This is a genomic window from Actinomadura pelletieri DSM 43383 (assembly GCF_003634705.1).
GTDB classification, from domain to species: domain Bacteria; phylum Actinomycetota; class Actinomycetes; order Streptosporangiales; family Streptosporangiaceae; genus Spirillospora; species Spirillospora pelletieri.
The window spans coordinates 839282-858241 of record NZ_RBWU01000003.1 but is presented as its reverse complement, the minus strand read 5'-3'; the positions used below and the strand labels follow the sequence as shown (position 1 = coordinate 858241).

At 71.1% G+C, this 18960-nt stretch carries 12 protein-coding genes and 2 pseudogenes; all 14 read left to right on the top strand.

The window, feature by feature from the left end; genetic code table 11:
• Nucleotides 1-94: 94 nt before the first annotated feature.
• The 14 genes and pseudogenes from BZB76_RS17155 (at nt 95) to BZB76_RS17090 (ending at nt 18934) form a co-directional block, all read left to right on the top strand.
• Nucleotides 95-1399: an aspartate aminotransferase family protein gene (locus tag BZB76_RS17155; protein WP_121435330.1), complete on the top strand. Its 1305-nt coding sequence runs from the start codon at nt 95-97 to the stop codon at nt 1397-1399.
• Complete coding sequence (locus BZB76_RS17150) at nt 1399-2898, top strand: CoA-acylating methylmalonate-semialdehyde dehydrogenase (RefSeq protein ID WP_121435329.1); 1500 nt, start codon at nt 1399-1401, stop codon at nt 2896-2898. Before BZB76_RS17155 ends, BZB76_RS17150 begins: the two co-directional genes overlap by 1 nt.
• Before the next feature lie 218 nt (nt 2899-3116).
• A complete protein-coding gene (locus BZB76_RS17145) occupies nt 3117-3479 on the top strand; it encodes a hypothetical protein (RefSeq protein WP_121435328.1) in 363 nt (120 codons plus the stop codon).
• Between the two features lie 524 nt (nt 3480-4003).
• Nucleotides 4004-5224 (top strand): ABC transporter substrate-binding protein, encoded by a 1221-nt coding sequence (locus BZB76_RS17140; RefSeq protein WP_121435327.1) that lies wholly within the window; start codon nt 4004-4006, stop codon nt 5222-5224.
• Between the two features lie 608 nt (nt 5225-5832).
• Nucleotides 5833-6498: pseudogene (locus tag BZB76_RS36830) on the top strand (histidine kinase dimerization/phospho-acceptor domain-containing protein); the annotation flags it as partial.
• A 138-nt stretch (nt 6499-6636) separates the two neighbouring features.
• Nucleotides 6637-6954 (top strand): annotated as a pseudogene (locus tag BZB76_RS36825) (sensor histidine kinase); the annotation flags it as partial.
• A gap of 426 nt (nt 6955-7380) precedes the next feature.
• On the top strand, nt 7381-8613 hold the full coding sequence (gene dxr, locus BZB76_RS17125) for a 1-deoxy-D-xylulose-5-phosphate reductoisomerase (RefSeq protein ID WP_246007000.1): 1233 nt from the start codon (nt 7381-7383) through the stop codon (nt 8611-8613).
• 42 nt (nt 8614-8655) lie between these two features.
• A complete protein-coding gene (locus BZB76_RS17120) occupies nt 8656-9858 on the top strand; it encodes a M50 family metallopeptidase (RefSeq protein WP_121435323.1) in 1203 nt (400 codons plus the stop codon).
• 115 nt (nt 9859-9973) lie between these two features.
• Entirely contained in the window at nt 9974-11161 is a 1188-nt protein-coding gene (ispG, locus tag BZB76_RS17115) for a flavodoxin-dependent (E)-4-hydroxy-3-methylbut-2-enyl-diphosphate synthase (RefSeq protein WP_420534785.1), read from the top strand.
• A 240-nt stretch (nt 11162-11401) separates the two neighbouring features.
• Nucleotides 11402-13063: an alpha/beta fold hydrolase gene (locus tag BZB76_RS17110; protein WP_170180654.1), complete on the top strand. Its 1662-nt coding sequence runs from the start codon at nt 11402-11404 to the stop codon at nt 13061-13063.
• A 263-nt stretch (nt 13064-13326) separates the two neighbouring features.
• Nucleotides 13327-14928 carry an alpha/beta fold hydrolase gene (locus BZB76_RS17105; protein ID WP_246006999.1) on the top strand — a complete coding sequence of 534 codons (1602 nt, stop codon included), beginning with the start codon at nt 13327-13329 and terminating at the stop codon, nt 14926-14928.
• A gap of 171 nt (nt 14929-15099) precedes the next feature.
• Entirely contained in the window at nt 15100-16692 is a 1593-nt protein-coding gene (locus BZB76_RS17100) for an alpha/beta hydrolase (RefSeq protein WP_121435320.1), read from the top strand.
• A gap of 192 nt (nt 16693-16884) precedes the next feature.
• Nucleotides 16885-17727: a GNAT family N-acetyltransferase gene (locus tag BZB76_RS17095; protein ID WP_121435319.1), complete on the top strand. Its 843-nt coding sequence runs from the start codon at nt 16885-16887 to the stop codon at nt 17725-17727.
• Between the two features lie 91 nt (nt 17728-17818).
• A complete protein-coding gene (locus tag BZB76_RS17090) occupies nt 17819-18934 on the top strand; it encodes a helix-turn-helix domain-containing protein (protein ID WP_121435318.1) in 1116 nt (371 codons plus the stop codon).
• The last annotated feature ends 26 nt before the right edge of the window (nt 18935-18960 follow it).

Here is an 18960-nt window from a genome sequence, read left to right as displayed (position 1 = left end):
AGGGTGTCGGGCGCGAGCAGAGCGTTAACGGGAGACGCCCGGTCGTGACACTCTGCGGGTTTCCGCGCCGTCCGAACGGTATGAGACTGGACACATGTCGGAACACGCGAAACTGCTCGCGCGCCACCGGGCGGTCATGCCGTCCTGGTTGGCGCTCAACTACCAGGACCCCATCGAGATCGTCGGCGGCAAGGGGAACCGTGTGACCGACGCCGAGGGGAAGGGCTACCTCGACTTCTTCACCGGCATCCTCACGAACATGCTCGGCTACGACGTGCCCGAGGTGCGCGAGGCGGTGGAACGGCAGCTCGCCACCGGCGTCGTGCACACCTCCACCGCGTACCTGCTGCGCGGGCAGATCGAGCTGGCCGAGAAGATCGCCCGCCTGTCCGGCATTCCGGACGCGAAGGTGTTCTTCACCAACTCCGGGACGGAGGCCAACGAGACGGCGCTGCTGCTGGCCGCGTACGCGCGACGCAGCCAGCAGGTTCTCGCGATGCGGCAGAGCTACCACGGCCGGTCGTTCGCCGCGACGGGCGTCACCGGGAACCGCGCGTGGACGAACGTGTCGTTCTCGCCGCTGGACGTCCACTTCCTGCACGGCGCCGACCGGCACCTCCCGCAGTTCGCGGGCATGTCGGACGAGCGCTACATCGACGTGTGCGTGCAGGACCTGCGGCACGTGCTCGCGACCGCGACCAGCGGGGACGTCGCCGCGCTGATCGCCGAGCCGATCCAGGGCGTCGGCGGGTTCACGATGCCGCCGGACGGTCTGTTCGCCGCCTACAAGAGCGTCCTGGACGAGTCCGGCGTCCTGTTCATCTCCGACGAGGTCCAGACGGGCTGGGGACGCACCGGCCAGAGCTTCTGGGGCATCGGCGGCCACGGCGTCACCCCGGACATGATGACGTTCGCCAAGGGCCTCGGGAACGGGTTCGCGGTCGGCGGGGTCGTGGCGCGCGGCGACCTGATGGACGGTCTGCACGCCGTCGGGATCTCCACGTTCGGCGGCAACCCGATCTCGATGGCCGCCGCGAACGCGACCCTGGACTACGTCCTGGACCACGACCTTCAGGCCAACGCGGCCCGGCAGGGCGCGACGATCATCGGCGGGCTGGCGTCGGCGCGCGAGCGGCTGCCGATCGTCCGGGACGTGCGGGGCAAGGGCCTCATGTTCGCGGTCGAGCTGGGCGACCCGCGCACCGGGGAGCCGAGCGCGCCGCTGGCGGCCGCCGTGATGGAGGCGACCCGTGAGCGGGGACTGCTCGTCGGCAAGGGCGGCCTCTACGGCAATGTGGTGCGCATGGCGCCGCCGATGACCCTGACCGACGCCGAGGCCGTCGAGGGCCTCGGCATCCTGGTCGCGTCCCTGGAAGCCGTCGACGAGGAAGCCGCCTGATGAGCAAGCACGTCACGCACTGGATCGGCGGGAAGCCGTTCGACGGGGAGGCCGCGCGGAGCGGCGACATCTACGAGCCCGCGTCCGGACGCGTCGTTGGAACGGTCGATTTCGCCGGGCGGCCGGAGGTGGACGCCGCCGTGGCGGCCGCGAAGGCCGCGTTCCCCGGCTGGCGGGACGCCTCGCTCTCCAAGCGCACAAGGGTCCTGTTCAGGTTCCGCGAGCTGGTGCACGAGCACCGGGACGAGCTGGCCCGGCTGATCTCGTCCGAGCACGGCAAGGTCGTCTCGGACGCGGCGGGCGAGGTGGCCCGCGGCCTGGACGTCGTCGAGTTCGCCTGTGGCATACCGCACCTGCTCAAGGGCGGGTTCTCCGAGAACGTCTCGACACGCGTGGACGCCTACTCGATCCTGCAACCGCTCGGCGTGGCGGCCGGGATCACCCCGTTCAACTTCCCGGCGATGGTGCCGATGTGGATGTTCCCGGTGGCGATCGCGTGCGGGAACACGTTCGTCCTGAAGCCGTCGGAGAAGGACCCGTCGGCGTCGGTCCGGATCGCCGAGCTGTGGGCGGAGGCGGGCCTGCCCGACGGCGTGTTCAACGTCGTCCACGGCGACAAGACGGCGGTGGACGGGCTGCTGCACCATCCGGACGTCAAGGCCGTCAGCTTCGTCGGCTCCACCCCGATCGCCCGGTACATCTACGCGACGGCGGCGGAGAACGGCAAGCGCGTCCAGGCCCTCGGCGGCGCGAAGAACCACATGCTCGTCCTGCCGGACGCCGACCTTGACCTCGCCGCCGACGCGGCCGTTTCGGCGGGGTTCGGCTCGGCGGGGGAGCGGTGCATGGCGATCTCGGTGATCGTGGCCGTCGACCCGGTCGGGGACGAGCTGCTGGCGAAGATCAAGGAGCGGGTCGCGGGGCTCAGGGTCGGCCCCGGCGACGACCCGGAGTCGGAGATGGGACCGCTGGTGACCCGGGCGCACCGCGACAAGGTGGCGTCGTACGTGGACAGCGGTGTCGCGCAGGGCGCCACGCTCGCCGTCGACGGACGCGACCCGCAGGTCCTCGGCGGCGCCGGGGACGGGTTCTGGCTCGGCCCGACCGTCCTCGACCATGTCACCCCGGAGATGGACGCCTACAAGGACGAGATCTTCGGCCCGGTGCTGTCGATCGTGCGGGCCGGGTCGTACGAGGAGGGCATGGAGCTGATCTCCGCCAACCCCTACGGCAACGGCACCGCGATCTTCACCAACGACGGCGGGGCGGCGCGCCGCTTCCAGAACGAGGTGGAGGTCGGCATGGTCGGCGTCAATGTGCCGATCCCGGTCCCGATGGCCTACTACTCCTTCGGCGGCTGGAAGGACTCGCTGTTCGGCGACAGCCACGCGCACGGGATGGAGGGCGTCCACTTCTACACCCGGACGAAGGCCGTCACGTCCCGTTGGCTCGATCCAAGTCACGGCGGGGTGAACCTGGGTTTCCCCACCGGCGGCTGACCCCGCCCGTCGCACCCGCTCCACCGTTCCCGTCGTTTATTTTCGTCGCGCGGCGGTGGACGAATAATGCCAACATCCATTGACGGCCCCAGGGTCCGGCGACACAATCTGACTGTCTCAATTAATTGAGATGAATTAAATGTCAGGGTTCGTCGTAGAAAACACCAGGTCCGGAGCCGCAGGGTTCGGTGGAGCGGGATGTGCAGGAGAGTCGCGCGATGACCGGGTTCGACCACACCGCAGAGGCGGACGCGCTCGGAAGGCGATTTCCGGGCTGGACCATTTGGTTCGGCCCGTTCACCGGCCACTGGTGGGCACTGCCGCCGAGGGGCCGCGACCTCGGCGACTTCCTGGAGGCCGACACGCCGCAGCGGCTCATCGCACGGATCGAGGTGGTCACGCTCTCCGCTTTCTCCTCGGCCTCCGCCGAGCCCGGCCGGCCCCGACCGCACCGGCCGTCCAGCGAAGACCCCCGGCCTGACGTGCGACGTCCTTCGAATCTCCTCCTTCTCGAAGGCGTCACACCGTCGCCGTCCGGTCGGGTGCCGGCGATCGCGTGGCCAGGCAGCACTGCAAGGTGATCCGCTGTTCCCCAACCTCGCCACGCCCGCCGGTGACCGCCGCGACCCCCGGGAAGGGCGGCAGCCCGCGCCATATCCCTCTCCAGCAACCTCCGTGTATGGCGCGGACGCCAGCACCCGCCGTCCCTCGGGGGTCGCGGTGGTTTCTCCGTTAACAACGCGTCCGAAAATCGTCCGACTCCCTCGGTCATGCAATTCTCACTCCAATCGCGTGCCAATAGGCAAGCCTGTTCTCACCTTCAAGAGATGGAACGGAGCGGTGAGGCGACGCGATCCCTGGTAATCTCCGGCCGTTTCGCCTCGCGGTCGGCGGAGAAATGCCGCGATACCGGCGAACAACTCGTGCGCGGTCGCCGGGGCGGACGGGAATGGCTGTGCGACCGGGTCGCGCGGCGCCGTAGGGGTGACCACACGGGCGTGCGGGCGGGTCCGGCGCCCCCGCGGTGATCGGAGACGCTACGCTCGCCGGACGGGGCCCCGCACGCGGGCGCGGGGTCGTCCGGAGCGCGAACTCGGGGAGCGGGATGCGGCTGAAGACCACGATGCGGGTGAAGGTGGGCGCGGCCGTGGTGGTCGCCCTCGCGTTGACCGCCGCGGGTCTCGGCGTCCGCGGCGGCGACGAGGAGGAGCCGGTCGGCCTCGCCCAGGTGGCGAGCACCCTCGGTCCCGGCGAGGGGATGCTCAACCTCCTGACGCTGCCCGGAGTGGTCGAGAGCGGCAGGACCGACCCGCGCGTCGACTGGGTCACGCCGTTCCAGGAGCGCACGGGCTGCGAGGTCGGCCTGAAGGTCGTCAAGACGCCCGAGGAGATGGCCGAGCTCATGCGCGACGAGGACCGCCGGTACGACGGCGTCGCCGCGCCCCCCGAGGTGGCCGGACGGCTCATCGCCGAGAATCAGGTGGCCCCCGTCAATCCCGACCTCGTGGACGGCTACAAGAAGCTGGAACCGAAGCTGCGCGGCCTGCTCAGGCGCGACGGCAAGCACTACGGCATCCCGTACGTGTGGGGCGTCAACCTCCTCATGTACGACACCAGGGCCGTCCAGGCGCCCGGCAGCTGGGCCGCGCTGTTCGACCCCGACGAGGCGCGCCGGTACTCCGGCAAGCTGGTCATGCGGGACAGCCCGCTCGCCATCGCCGAGGCCGCGCTCTACCTCAAGCGTGAGCGGCGCAAGCTGAAGATCCGCGACCCGTACTCGCTGACCCCGAAGCAGCTCGCGGCGGCCGGACGCGTCCTGGCCGCGCAGCGCCCGCACGTCGGGCAGTACTGGGAGAGGCCCGCCGACGCCGTCAGCGCGTTCGCGGGCGGCCGGGCCGTGCTGGGCCAGGCCTGGCCGTACCAGGTGGACGTTTTGAACCGAGCCTCCCGTCCCGTGCAGGGCGTCATCCCGTCCGAGGGCGTGACCGGCTGGATGGACGCCTGGATGATCGGGGCGAGGGTGCAGCACCCGAACTGCATGTACCAGTGGTTGCAGTGGACCGCGTCCCCGGACGTCCAGCAGCAGGTGGCCGAGTGGACGGGGGTGGCGCCCGCCAACCCGCAGGCCTGCTCCGGAGACCGCCTCAAACCGGGCTTCTGCGCCGCCTACCATGTCGGCGACCGCGACTACCTCGACGAGATCATCTTCGCGCACGCGCCGGCGAAGGCCTGCGGGGTCGAGCCCAAGGAGTCCGACAAGAAGGACTGCACCGACTACGCCGAGTGGACGCGGACATGGATCCAGTCCACGAAGATGAACACGTAGCGGCGGGAGAGGGCTCTCCGGCGCGCCCGACCGCCCCCAGCCGGACGCGCCTCACGGGTGGTCCCGGACTTCCCCCCGAACGCCCGGGTCACCCTTTCCCTGGAGAGACCTCCACGACGGCGGCGTCCGTCCATGACGGTGGCACCGTCGTCATCGCCGACGGCCGCTCCCCGACGGGCCGTCCGGCGTTCGTGCGCGACCCCCGAGAGCCCCGCCGTGCGCGGGGTACCGGCGGAGTGGGTGCGCAGTCGTCGCACGCGAACACCCCGGTCGAGTCCGGCAGGCGGCCGACGCGAACGCGCGGCCGGGGCCACCTCTTGCGGCAGACGACGCAGGCGTCGCCGAGGCGCTGAGCCGGGCTCAGCCCACCCGGGTCCACAGTCGGCTCGTCCGTCTGGCCCATGTCCCCATCCCCCTGGCGGGAGTCGTCGTCACGTGACTCCTTTATAGGCGGGCAAGGGTGTTGTCACCCTTGGCGCATGTGAAAAGCGTGGCAAAGCCTCCCGTGTCGCCGGGCCGTCCGGGGACGCCCACGCTAGGCCCCTGGTGGGAGGGGCCACCTGGCGGGTCGGACGGCCGCCGGACCGGGCCGGGCACGGACCGGGGAAATGCGATCGCCCCCCAAGGGCTTTGCCATTCATTGGACAGATATTGCGTACAAAGGAGGCATGTCGGTCCGGAACGCCGAAACGCGTGTCCGGCCGCACCGGCCCCATCGGCCCCACCGGTTTCGTTCCGCGCGGGCCCGCGCGATGCCGGCCGCGATCGGCGCGGCCGGCTCCCTGCTGGTGGTCGCGGTGGCCGTGGCGGCCGTCGCGCTGTCCCTGCTCGCCGACGCCCGGCCCGCCGGGATCCTCGCGACGGTCATGGCGCTGCTCGGCCTCACCGGCGTCGGCCTGATCGCCTGGGCGGTCCGCCGGGCCATGCGGTGGGCCCTACGGCCCGTGACACGGCTCCAGGCGGACATGGCCGTGATCGGCGACGCCGAGCTCGACCGCCGGGTCCCGGTGCCGTCCACCGGCGACGACGTCGAGCGGCTCGCCGGCCACGTCAACACGCTCCTCGGCAAGCTGGAAAGCGCGGCCCTGCAACGGCGCTCGTTCATCGCCGACGCGTCCCACGAGCTGCGCACCCCCATCACCGCGCTACGGGCGCGCATCGAACTGGCCCTCCACGCCCCGGACGACGGCGACCCCGTCGACACGCTCCGCAGCTCCCTGAACGACGTCGACCGCCTGCACCACATCGTCGAAGACCTGCTCATCCTCGCCCGCCTCGACTCCGGCGACCTCGCCCACCGCGAGCGCCTCGACCTCGGCGCCCTGGTGGAGTCGGTGGCGGCGGGCCGCGCCCCACCCGTCCCGACCACCGTCAAGGCCGAGTCCGGGGTGCTGGTCTACGCGAACCCGCCCCGGCTCGGCCGCGTCCTGCTCAACCTGCTCGCCAACGCCGAACGGCACGCCGCCGGCATGATCGAGGTGGCCGTGCGGACCGAGCCGGGGGAGGCGGTCGTCGAGGTCCGCGACGACGGTCCCGGCATCCCGCCCGCCGACCGCGAACGGATCTTCGAGCGGTTCGCCCGGGTCGACACCGCCCGCAGCCGCGCCGACGGCGGCAGCGGCCTCGGCCTCGCCATCGCGAGGCAGATCGCGGTCCTGCACGGCGGACGCCTCTATGTCGGCGACGGCGCGTACGGCGCCCGCCTGGTCCTCCGCCTCCCGCTGTGTTGATTGCAGGCCCGGCCCACTCCGCTCGCCTGGCGGCTCGCTGTGTTGATTGCAGGCCCGGCCCACTGCGCTCGCCTGGCGGCTCGCTGTGTTGATTGCAGAACCGGCCCACTCCGCTCGCCTGGCGGCTCGCTACGTGACCGTCCCTGGGCGAACGCGCATCGCTTCGCGATCCGCCCGGCTGCGCTCGCCTCCGGCGTCGCTGCGCCGGGCGGGTAACGCGTTCGGGTGCGGGCTGAGGTTGTGTTGATTGCAGGACGGGCCCACTGCGCTTGCTTGGCGGTTCGTTGCGTGACCGTTCCTGTGCGAACGCGACATCGCTTTGCGGTCCGTTCGGTTCAGTCGGGCGGGGCACGCGTTCGCGCGGGGGTGTGTTGAGACAGGAACTTGGTACGGGTGTGGGGTGAGCCTGTGGGCGACAATGGGGCGGTGTCGTCTTTCTCAAGCGTGAACGCGCCCACCCGTGAGGTGGTGGTGCTCGGCTCCACCGGCTCGATCGGAACCCAGGCGCTGGACGTCATCCGCCGCAACCCCGGCAGGTTTCGGGTCGCCGGTCTCGCCGCGGGCGGCGGACGGGTCGGACTGCTGGCCGAGCAGGCCCTGGAGTTCCGGCCCGATGTCGTCGCCGTCGCCAAGGCGTCCGCGGCGCAGGAACTCCAGCTCGCCTTCTACGCCGAGGCCAAGCGGCGCGGCTACGCCTCCGGCGACTTCCCCCTCCCCAAGATCGTCGCCGGTCCGGACGCGGTCGCGGAGACCGCGGCGTGGCCGTGCGACGTGGTGTTGAACGGGGTGACCGGCGCGCTCGGCCTCGCCTCCACGCTGGCCGCGCTGGACGCCGGGCGGACGCTCGCGCTCGCCAACAAGGAGTCGCTCATCGTCGGCGGCCCCCTCGTGAAGGAGCGGGCGCGGCCGGGGCAGATCGTTCCGGTCGACTCCGAGCACTCGGCGCTCGCCCAGTGCCTGCGCGGCGGGCGCGCCGACGAGGTGCGCAGGCTCGTGCTGACCGCGAGCGGCGGTCCGTTCCGCGGCCGGAGCCGCGCCGAACTGGCCGATGTCACGCCCGAGCAGGCGATGAACCATCCGACGTGGGACATGGGCCCCGTCATCACGATCAACTCCGCGACCCTGGTCAACAAGGGGCTGGAGGTCATCGAGGCGCATCTGCTGTTCGACGTCCCCATGGACCGGATCGGCGTGATGGTCCATCCGCAGTCGGTGATCCACTCGATGGTCGAGTTCACCGACGGGTCCACGCTGGCGCAGGCGAGCCCACCCGACATGCGGCTGCCGATCGCGCTCGGCATCGACTGGCCGGACCGCGTCCCGGACGCCGCGCCCGCCGTCGACTGGACCCGGGCGCACACCTGGGAGCTGTTCCCGCTCGACGACGAGGCGTTCCCCGCGGTGGCGCTCGCCCGGCGCGCCGGTGAGCTGGGCGGGACGTTCCCGGCCGTTTACAACGCCGCGAACGAGGAATGTGTGGACGCGTTCCGCGCGGGGCGGCTGCCGTTCCTCGGGATCGTCGACACGATCGCGCGGGTACTGGACGCCCACGGTCCGGACACCGCCGGGGCGTTGACGCTGGACGACGTCCTGGCGGCGGACGGATGGGCGCGGACGAAGGCGAGGGAGCTGACCGCCGAACTGACCGGGACCGACTGACGTCCCCGGGGCCCTCCCCGGGGTGAGCCCCGAGGAGGGCCGATGGCCTTCATTCTCGGCGCGGCGGCGTTCGTCGTCGCGCTGCTGCTGTCGGTGATGCTCCATGAGGGCGGGCACCTGCTGACCGCCAAACGGTTCGGGATGAAGGCCACGCAGTACTTCGTGGGTTTCGGGCCGACCCTGTGGTCCGTGCGCCGGGGCGAGACCGAGTACGGCGTGAAGGCGATCCCGCTCGGCGGCTTCGTCAAGATCGTCGGATATACGCCGCTGGAGAGGATCGACGCGGCGGACCGTCCGCGCGCCTTCTACCGGCAGCCCGCGGGCCGCCGCGCCATCGTGATCGTGGCGGGCGTCGTCGCCAACCTCGTGTTCGCGTTCCTGCTGCTGATGGTGATGGCGATGGCGGTCGGCGTGCCGCAGTCCGGCACGGTGACCAGCACGGTCGAGGAGGTCACGCCGTGCGTCCCCGCCGGGATCCGGGCCGAGTGCGAGCGGGGCCGCCCGCGTTCCCCGGCGGCCGCGGCCGGGCTGCGCGCGGGCGACCGGGTCGTGTCGTTCGGCGGCACGCCCGTCTCCGACTGGGCGGGCCTCACCCGGGCCATCGACAAGGCGGAGCCCGGCCAGACCGTCCGCGTCGTCGTGCAAAGGCCCGGCGCGCCGGGGCCGGTGACGCTGCCGATCCGGCTCGCGGAGGTGGACGGGCGGCCGTTCGTCGGCATGTCCGCGAAGGTCGTCGGCGGAACTTATGAGCGGACCGGGCCGCTGAACGGCGCGGTTTTCGCCGGACGGGCCGTCGGCCGCACCTTCGCGGGCATCGGCGAGGTCGTCGTGGATCTTCCGTCGGCGATCCCGCGACTGTTCTCACCGGAGCGGGAGAGCACGCCCGGTGGGCAGGTCGGCAGCGTGGTGGGCGCGACGGACGTGTCCGGCCAGATCTTCGCCTCCGAGACGAACTCCGCCCGCGACAAGGTCGCGCTGTTCCTGTCGCTGGTCGTCTCGCTGAACATCTTCCTCGGGGCGATGAACGTGCTGCCGCTGCTGCCGCTGGACGGGGGCCATCTCGCGGTGGTCGGCTACGAGCGCGCCCGCGCCCACGTCAACCGGATCCGGGGCCGTCCGGATCCGGGCACGGTCGACCTGACCCGGCTGCTGCCCCTGACCTACCTGGCGGTCCTGCTGCTGGTGGGACTCGGGGTCTTGTTGATCCTCGCCGACGTGTTCAACCCGCTTCGGCTACCCGAATGACACAAACTGTTCACATGGCGCGACCGAATGGTCACGCGATGACCGCAGGGTCGCCGTCATGGCAACCGTCCACTGCGCTTAGGCTTTGTCTGGGGCTGCGAGTATGAGGAGAGGGATGAGCGTTTCACTGGGAATGCCGAACATCCGCGGCGAGGGGCGGGACGCGCCGGGGCCGAGCACTCCCCGCCGCGCGTCCCGGCAGATCATGGTCGGGAACGTTCCGGTCGGCGGTGACGCCCCGGTGTCGGTGCAGTCCATGACCACGACCCTCACCGCCGACGTGAACTCCACACTCCAGCAGATCGCGGAGTTGACCGCGTCCGGATGCCAGATCGTCCGCGTCGCGGTGCCCTCGCAGGACGACGCCGACGCGCTGCCCGCGATCGCCCGCAAGTCGCCGATCCCCGTCATCGCCGACATCCACTTCCAGCCCAAGTACGTGTTCGCGGCGATCGACGCGGGCTGCGCGGCGGTCCGGGTCAACCCGGGCAACATCAAGAAGTTCGACGACCGGGTCGGTGAGATCGCCCGCGCGGCCAAGGACGCGGGCGTCCCGATCCGGATCGGCGTGAACGCCGGGTCGCTCGACAAGCGGCTGCTGGAGAAGCACGGGAAGGCCACCCCCGAGGCGCTGGTCGAGTCGGCGCTGTGGGAGTGCTCGCTGTTCGAGGAGCACGACTTCCGCGACATCAAGATCTCGGTCAAGCACAACGACCCGGTCGTCATGATCGACGCGTACCGGCGGCTGGCCGCCGCCTGCGACTACCCGCTGCACCTCGGCGTGACCGAGGCGGGCCCGGCGTTCCAGGGCACGATCAAGTCGGCGGTGGCGTTCGGGGCGCTGCTCGCCGAGGGCATCGGCGACACGATCCGGGTGTCGCTGTCGGCGCCTCCGGTGGAGGAGGTCAAGGTCGGCACCGCGATCCTGGAGTCGTTGGGGCTGCGGCAGCGCGGTCTGGAGATCGTGTCGTGCCCGTCGTGCGGGCGCGCGCAGGTGGACGTGTACACGCTGGCCGAGCAGGTCACGGCCGGGCTGAAGGACTTCCCCGTCCCGCTGCGCGTGGCGGTGATGGGCTGCGTGGTGAACGGACCCGGCGAGGCGCGCGAGGCCGACCTCGGTGTCGCGTCCGGCAACGGCAAGGGCCAGATCTTCGTCAAGGGTCAGGTCGTCAAGACCGTCCCCGAGTCGCAGATCGTGGAGACCCTGATCGAGGAGGCCATGCGCATCGCCGACGAGATGGGCATCGAGATCGGTGAGGACGGTTCGGTGTCCGGCCCCGGCGCCGAAGTCGTGGTCTCCTGACGGTCTTCTGACACCGACGCGAACGCGCGAAGGGCCCCGGGTGTGAACCCGGGGCCCTTTCGCATGCGTGACACACCCGATCCGGAACGAACGGACCTGATCACGAAGTTCCGTTGATCTTGTCACGATTGCGCATCATCCGTGAACGCACCCTGTCCGGCCCTCTTTCCCCGACGCCACAATTTCCCCGCCATTACCCATATGTCTGACTCGACCGGAGTCGGCACCTTAGGGGGAAATGTGAAACGGATCGTCGTCGTGGCCGCGGTGGCCGGCCTCGGTCTCACCGGTCTGGGCGCCACAAGCGCGCAGGCCGCGAGCCCCTCCGCCGGAACGGCCGGAGGCTTCAACCCCGCCCCGCTCAAGTGGCACGACTGTCCCGCGGACTTCGTCAAGACGGTGCACGACCTCTATGACGTCATCTACCCGGTCTCCGAGATCGTGCAGTGCGCCGAGCTGTCGGTGCCGCTGGATCACGCCAAGCCCCGTGGCAAGAAGATCACGCTCCAGCTCACCAAGACGCCGCATCTCGGGAAGGGCCCGGCCAAGGGCGACATCGTCGTCAACCCGGGCGGTCCCGGTGGCGGCGGCGCGCTGTTCGGGCCGCGCGTGTTCGCGCAGAACTCCCCGGCGATGCGCAAGGAGTACAACGTCATCGGGTTCGACCCGCGCGGCGTCGGGATGAGCGTCCCGGCCCTCAACTGCGACCTGAAGTACAACAACGCGCCGCGTCCCGACTACGGCAGGGGCGACGACAGGTCCGTGCGCGTCTGGCGGGAGAAGACCGAGGCCTACGCCGAGGCCTGCGCCAAGAACGACAAGATCGGACTGCTGGACCACATCAAGACCATCGACTCGGTCCACGACCTGGAGTCGATCCGGCGGGCCCTGGGCAACGACAAGCTCGACTACTACGGCGCGTCCTACGGCACCTACCTCGGCTCGGCGTACGCCACGACGTACCCGAAGAACGTCGACAAGATGGCGCTGGACGGAGCCGTCGGCCCGTCGGACGTCTGGTACGACGCCAACCTCAAGCAGGACGTCCAGTTCGACAAGAACATCGACTACTACTTCGGCTGGATCGCCAAGTACGACTCCGTCTACCACCTGGGCACCAAGCAGCGCCAGGTCCGCGACTTCTTCTACGACCTGCGCGACAAGCTGAAGCACAAGCCGGTCCACTACACCGACCCGGACAGCGGCCAGACGGTCGCCGTCGGATCGGCGGAGCTGAGCGACGTGATCCTCAACGCCGGGTACCGGCGCAGCCAGGCCCTCTGGCACGCCTACGCCGCCGGACTGGCCGCCTACAAGAAGGGCGACACCGCCACGTTCGCGCAGACCTACGGCGCGCAGACCACCGGCGAGTCCGACGACAACGGCTACGCGGTCTACCTGGCCGTGGAATGCACCGACGTCCAGTGGCCGCAGAGCTGGCGCAAGTGGCACCGCGACAACTCGCGCATCGACCGCAAGCACCCCTTCTACGCCTGGGCCAACGCCTGGTTCAACGCGCCGTGCCTGAACTGGTCCGCCAAGGCCGGCGAGCCGGTCGACATCGGTCGTAACCGGGACCTGCCGCGCAACATCCTCATCTTCCAGTCGACCGAGGACGCCGCCACCCCGTACGGGGGCGCGCTGGACATGCAGCGCAGGCTCAAGGGCTCGCGCCTCGTCGTCCAGGACGGTGACCGCACGCACTGCATCGTCCACCGCGGCTCGGCCGAGGTGGACGCCTACTTCGACGCCTACTTCCTGCGGGGAGAGCGTCCGGAGGAGCGGACGGTCCACGTTCCGCAGCTCGGTGACCCGACCCCGCCGGAGGGGGCGTCCGCCAGGTCGCTGACCGGCCCCGGGTCGTTGGAGGCCGCGCGGCTGAAGGCGGACGTCATCCGCTGACCGAAGGGGCCCGGCCGAACCCGGCCGACGGCCCGCCCGCGAAAGGCCCCGGGGACGGCGAACGATCCCGGGGCCTTTCGTGAACATCACGAAGATTCGGTGATCTTGTCACGATTGAGTATCCACTCTGATCAGGCTCTGCCGTCATAACCGGCATTAACGACAGAATCGCCGCGCAAATCCGCATCCGCTACGCATCGGTGCCGCTCCCCGCCGGTCTCTTCTCGTCCGGGCATCCGGAGCCACCGATCTGAGGGGGACAGGTGAAAAGGATCCTTCTCGTCACGACCGCGGCGGTCGTGGCGGTCGGCGGCACCGGCGCCGCCGTCTCCATGAGCGCGGGCACCGGCGCGACCGGTGCCACCGCCGTCGCGGCCACGGGCATCGACTGGGGCGAATGCGAGGTCAGCGGCCCGACGGACCCCATGAACAACGCCCAGTGCGCGATGGTCGAGGTGCCGCTCGACCATGACAGGCCGGGCGGCCGGAAGATCTCCATCGCGGTGTCGCGGTTCAAGCACACCGACGAGAAGAACTACCAGGGCGTCCTGTTCGTGAACCCGGGCGGCCCCGGCGGCTCCGGTCTGCCGTACGCGCCCGCGCTCGCCCGCTGGATCGGCGGCACCGGGCACGCCGACGTCGCCGCCAAGTACGACATCATCGGCTTCGACCCCCGCGGCGTCGGCTCCAGCCGGCCCGCGCTGAGCTGCGACCCGCACTACTCCGACCCGATCCGGCCGGACTACGTCCCGTCCTCCCCGAAGGAGGAGAAGGCCTGGATCGCCAAGTCGAAGAAGTACGCGAAGGACTGCGCGGACAAGTTCGGCTGGCTGCTGCCGCACCTGCGCACCACCGACGCCGCGCGTGACGTCGACGCGATCCGCGCCGCCCTCGGCCAGGACAAGATCAGCTGGTACGGCTTCTCCTACGGCACGTACCTCGGCGCCACCTACGCCACGCTCTTCCCCAAGCGCGTCCACCGGATGGTGATGGACGGCAACGTCAACCCGAAGACCGTCTGGTACGACGCCCAACTCGAACAGAACAAGGCGTTCCAGCGCAACATGGAGTCCTGGTGGGCCTGGATCGCCGAGTGGAACTCGGTCTTCCACCTCGGCCAGACCGGGAAGGCCGTCGAGGACGCTTACTACAAGGTCCGGGAGGCGGCGAAGAAGGCGCCGATCGGCGGCAGGATCGGACCGTCCGAGCTGGACGACATCGTCCTGTCCGCCGGGTACAACACCGGCTTCTACATCCCGTTCGCGCAGGCGCTGTCGTCATGGGTCAACGACAAGGACCCCGCGCGCCTGCTCGCCTGGCTCAACCCGGGCGGCGAGGACAACGGCTTCGCCGTGTACAACGCCGTCCAGGCCGCCGACGCCGAGTGGCCGCGCGACTGGAAGACGTGGCACCGCGACGCCGAGCGGCTCCACCGGCAGGGCTACCGGTTCAACACCTGGAACAACGTCTGGTTCAACGCGCCGATCGCGTTCTGGCCCTTCGAGGGCGATCGCGCGTTCCGGCTGCGGGACAGCAGGCACCTGCCGGGCATGCTCCTCGTCCAGTCCACGCAGGACGGGGCGACGCCGGTCGAGGGCGGGCTGGAAATGCACGAGGTCTTCCGGTCCTCGCGCCTGGTGTTCGAACTCGGCGGCAAGACGCACTCCAACACCCTCAACGGCAACGCGTGCCTGGACGACCAGGTCGCCGCGTACCTGGACACGGGTGCGCTGCCGGAGAGCCGCCGCGGCCCCGACGCCTACTGCAAGGCCGTGCCGGAGCTGAACGACCCGAACCCGACGGGCGCGCGCGCGAAGTCCGCCGGCGCCCCCACGGGCAAGGACCTTCCGGTCGGACGCCCGTGACCTCCTGAAACCGAACACACAGCACGACGTGACAACCGTGGCGTGCCCGTCCCGAGCGGCGGGCACGCCACGCGTCGTTCGCCGGAGTTTCGGGATGCGTCCGAACTAGGCAGGAATCGCGCGATTTCCGTGTTCACGCAGGTCGCCGCGTCCCTCCGATAGAAAGCCGGAGTGCTGAACGACGCTGGAAAGAAGGTCGCGGCGGGAACGGCCGCCGCCGCGGTCACGCTCGGAATCGTCGGGGCCGCGGCGACGGGCGCGCCCGCCGACACGGCCCGTCCCGAACCCGCCCCGCGGCCCGCGAACCTCGCCTGGAAGCCGTGCCCCGCCGACGACCCGGTCGAGGGGACGCGCCTCAAGGGGCTCCAGTGCGCGTCCCTCCAGGTTCCGCTCGACCACGCCCGTCCAGACGGCCGCCGTATCACTCTCGCGCTCACCCGCGCGCCGCACACCGCGCCCCGGTCGCAGGGCGTGGTGCTGCTGAACCGCGGCGGGCCCGGCGCGCACGGCCGCGACCTGGCGGGCTACTTCAGGAAGAAGATGCCCGCGAACGTCGCCGCCGCCTACGACTGGATCGGGTTCGACCCGCGCGGCGTCGGCGCCAGCAGGCCCTCGCTGATCTGCGACACGCGCTACCAGAACCCCGGACGCGCGCGTCCCGACACCGTCCCCGCGAACGCGCGCGAGGAACGGGCCTGGGCGGCCCGCGCCAAGGCGTACGCCGACGACTGCGCGAGAAAGTACCGGACGGTCCTGCCGCACATGGGCACCGCCGACTGGGCCCGCGACATGGAGGAGATCCGCAAGGCCCTCGGCCAGCCCCGGCTCAACTACTTCGGCTACTCGTACGGCGCCTACCTGGGCGCGGTGTACGCGACGATGTACCCCGGACGGGTCCGCCGCATGGTGTTCGACAGCGTCCCCCGTCCGAGCGGGGTCTGGTACGAGAACAACCTCGACCAGAACGTCGCCTTCGAGCAGCGCATCCGCGCGTACTTCGCCTGGATCGCCCGCCACCACAAGACCTACGGGCTCGGGACGTCGCGGCGGCAGGTCGCCGCCGCGTACACCAAGGCGCGGACCGCGCTCAAGGCCGCGCCCATCGACGGGAAGGTCGGGCCCGCCGAGCTGGACGACCTGTTCCTCGCCGACGGCTACTCCGACTACAGATGGGCCGCGCACGCCCAGGCCCTGTCGGCGTTCGTCGTCCGGCACGACCCGGCCCCGCTCCGGAAGGCGTGGCAGCCGCCGACCCGGCTCGACCAGAACAACTACGCCGTCTACAGCGCCGTCGAGTGCCGCGACGCGCCCTGGCCGCGCGACTGGAACCGCTGGCACGCCGACAGCGAGCGCCTCTACCGCCAGGGCTACCGTTTCGAGACCTGGGGCAACACCTGGTACAACGCGCCGTGCGCGTTCTGGGCCGCGCAGGGCGGCCCGGTCCCGCGGGTGCGGGGTGCCGCGTCGCTGCCGCCGATCCTGCTCGTCCAGGCGTCCCGGGACGCCGCGACACCGTACCGGGGCGCGGTGGAGACCCACCGCAGGTTCCCCACGTCCCGGCTGCTGGTGCAGGTGGACGGGCACAACCACGGTGTGGCGCTGTCCGGTGACCGGTGCGTCGACCGGGCCGTCGCCGCCTACTTCGGCGACGGCACGGTGCCCGCGAGCCGGCCCGGACCCGACGCCGAGTGCGCCGCCGGACCGGCGCCCGTGCCGACTGCCGCCACCCGGGCGGACCACGCGAAGCACGCCGCCCACCACTGAGCGGTGCGTCCGCCCGGTCGCCTGGAAGCGTTCTCCGAGCCTGTGGGGGTGCATGGGCCCTGGACGGCATAGGCTGGTGCACGTGGTGCTTTCAGTGCTGAGGGCCGAACGGGAGCCGTTCCCGTCGAGTCTTCCGTGGGAGGACGACCTCCCACGCCCCGCGGAACGGCGCGGAGGCGGGTAGCGGTGCGCATGCTGGGCTCGATCCCGGTGCGCGTACTGGACGACCGGCACCGGGCGGAGGCCCTCGCGATCCTGGACGCCGACCCGGTGTCCAACGTGTTCGTCAGCTCGCGCGTCCACGCGGCGGGGCTCGACCCGCGCCGCCTCGGCGCCCAGATGTGGGGCTACCTGCACGACGGCCGGCTCGTCTCGCTGTGCTACTCCGGTGCCAACCTCATCCCGGTGGCGGCGGGGCCCGGGGCCGTCCGTGCGTTCGCCGAACGGGCCCAGGCGCAGGGACGGCGCTGCTCGTCGATCGTCGGACCGGTCGGCGCGGTCTCGGAGCTGTGGGAGATCCTCGCGCCGTACTGGGGGCCGCCGCGGGCCGTCCGCGCCGCCCAGCCGGTCATGGCCACCTCCACCGTCCCGGACGTGGCGCCCGACCCGGACGTCCGGCGCGTCCGGATGGAGGAGTTCGACGTCGTCTATCCCGCCTGCGTGGCGATGTTCACCGAAGAGGTCGGCGTCTCCCCGGACGGTGGAGACGGCGGGGTGCTGTACCGCGCCCGCGTCGCCGAACTGATCCGCGACGGCCGGGCGTTCGCCCGCATCGAGGACGGCCGGGTCGTGTTCAAGGCGGAGGTCGGCGCCGTCACGCCGGGGGCCTGCCAGGTGCAGGGTGTCTGGGTGCCGCCCGATCTGCGCGGGCAGGGCCGGGCCGTGGCCGGAATGTCGGCCGTGGTGCGGGAGGCGCTGCACGGCATCGCGCCGACGGTGTCACTCTATGTGAACGACTACAACACGCGCGCGCGGGCGGTGTACCGGCGAGTCGGATTCCTCGAAACCGGTTCCTTTATGTCCATATTGTTCTAAGATCGTCCGGCTCGGCCAATCATCCTTGTCATTGCCTGCCTGGTCTGACACAACCTATGAATCAGGCTTCCAGGACAGGTACCATCCGGCCGTGGAATTCGCCGGGGCGTTACGGCAGGCCATCCAGGCCAGCGGGCTGACCTTGGAACGGATCCGGCACCGGCTCGGGCGCCGCGGCCTGACCGTCAGCGTGGCCACGCTGAGCTACTGGCAGCGGGGTCGTAGTCGCCCGCGCTCCCGCACGGTCGTCGTCGCGCTGGAGGAGATCCTCCAGGTTCCGCCGGGTACCCTGACCGACCTGCTCGACGATCCCGCGCCCACCGCGACCCCGGTCCGCGGCGGTCTGACCGCCGGCGCGCCGGGGCCGGGGGAGCGCGGTCGCCCGGTGCGTGACCTGTGGCCCGACCCGGAGCGGTACACGAACCTCGTCGGGCAGCTCGACCGGTCCGGTGACCACCGGCTCGAACGGCTCAGCATCCACGACGTGTTCCGGCTCGACGAGGCCCGCCGCTCGTGGACGCTGTCGGTGCGCAGCGTCCTGCGCGCCGCCGGCGACGACATCGACCGGGTCGTGTGCGTCCACCAGACAGGTGGGGTCCAGCAGCCCGGCAACACCGGCGGCCCGGCGACCTCGGGCGGCTCCGGCGACCTCGCGGTCCCGGGCGATCACAAGCCGGACGGCGCCGCCGAAGCGGGCGCGACGGCCGGGGCCAACGCGGCCGGTGCCGCCGCCGGTGTCGCCGCCGTTGCCGGCGCGGCGACCGGTGTCGCCGCCGTGACCGGCACCGTCGCCGGGGCCGAGCGCGCCGCCGCGTCCGGTGCCGGGACGGCCGGTCTCGCGGACGTGCGGTACTGCCGCCCCGGCCGCATCCGCGCCGAGGGCGGGCTGATGGCGTTCGAGCTGGTCTTCGACCGTGTCCTGTCGGCGGGCGACACGGCCGTCGTCGAGTACGAGATCGGTCCCATCGACGAACTCGCCCACGACAGCTACGACCGGCGCTTCTCCCATCCCGTCCACGACTACGTCGCGATCATCCAGTTCGACGGCGAACGGCTGCCCGCGCGCTGCTACGGCTTCACCGCCGAGAGCTCCCAGTCGCCGCGCCAGCGGCTCGGTGAGCTGTGGATCGGGACGTCCGGCAGCGCGAACCTCGCGGTCGGCGCCGTCCGGCGCGGCATCGTCGGCATCGAATGGGAGTGGCACTGATCTGTTGGCATCGAAATCACATTGAA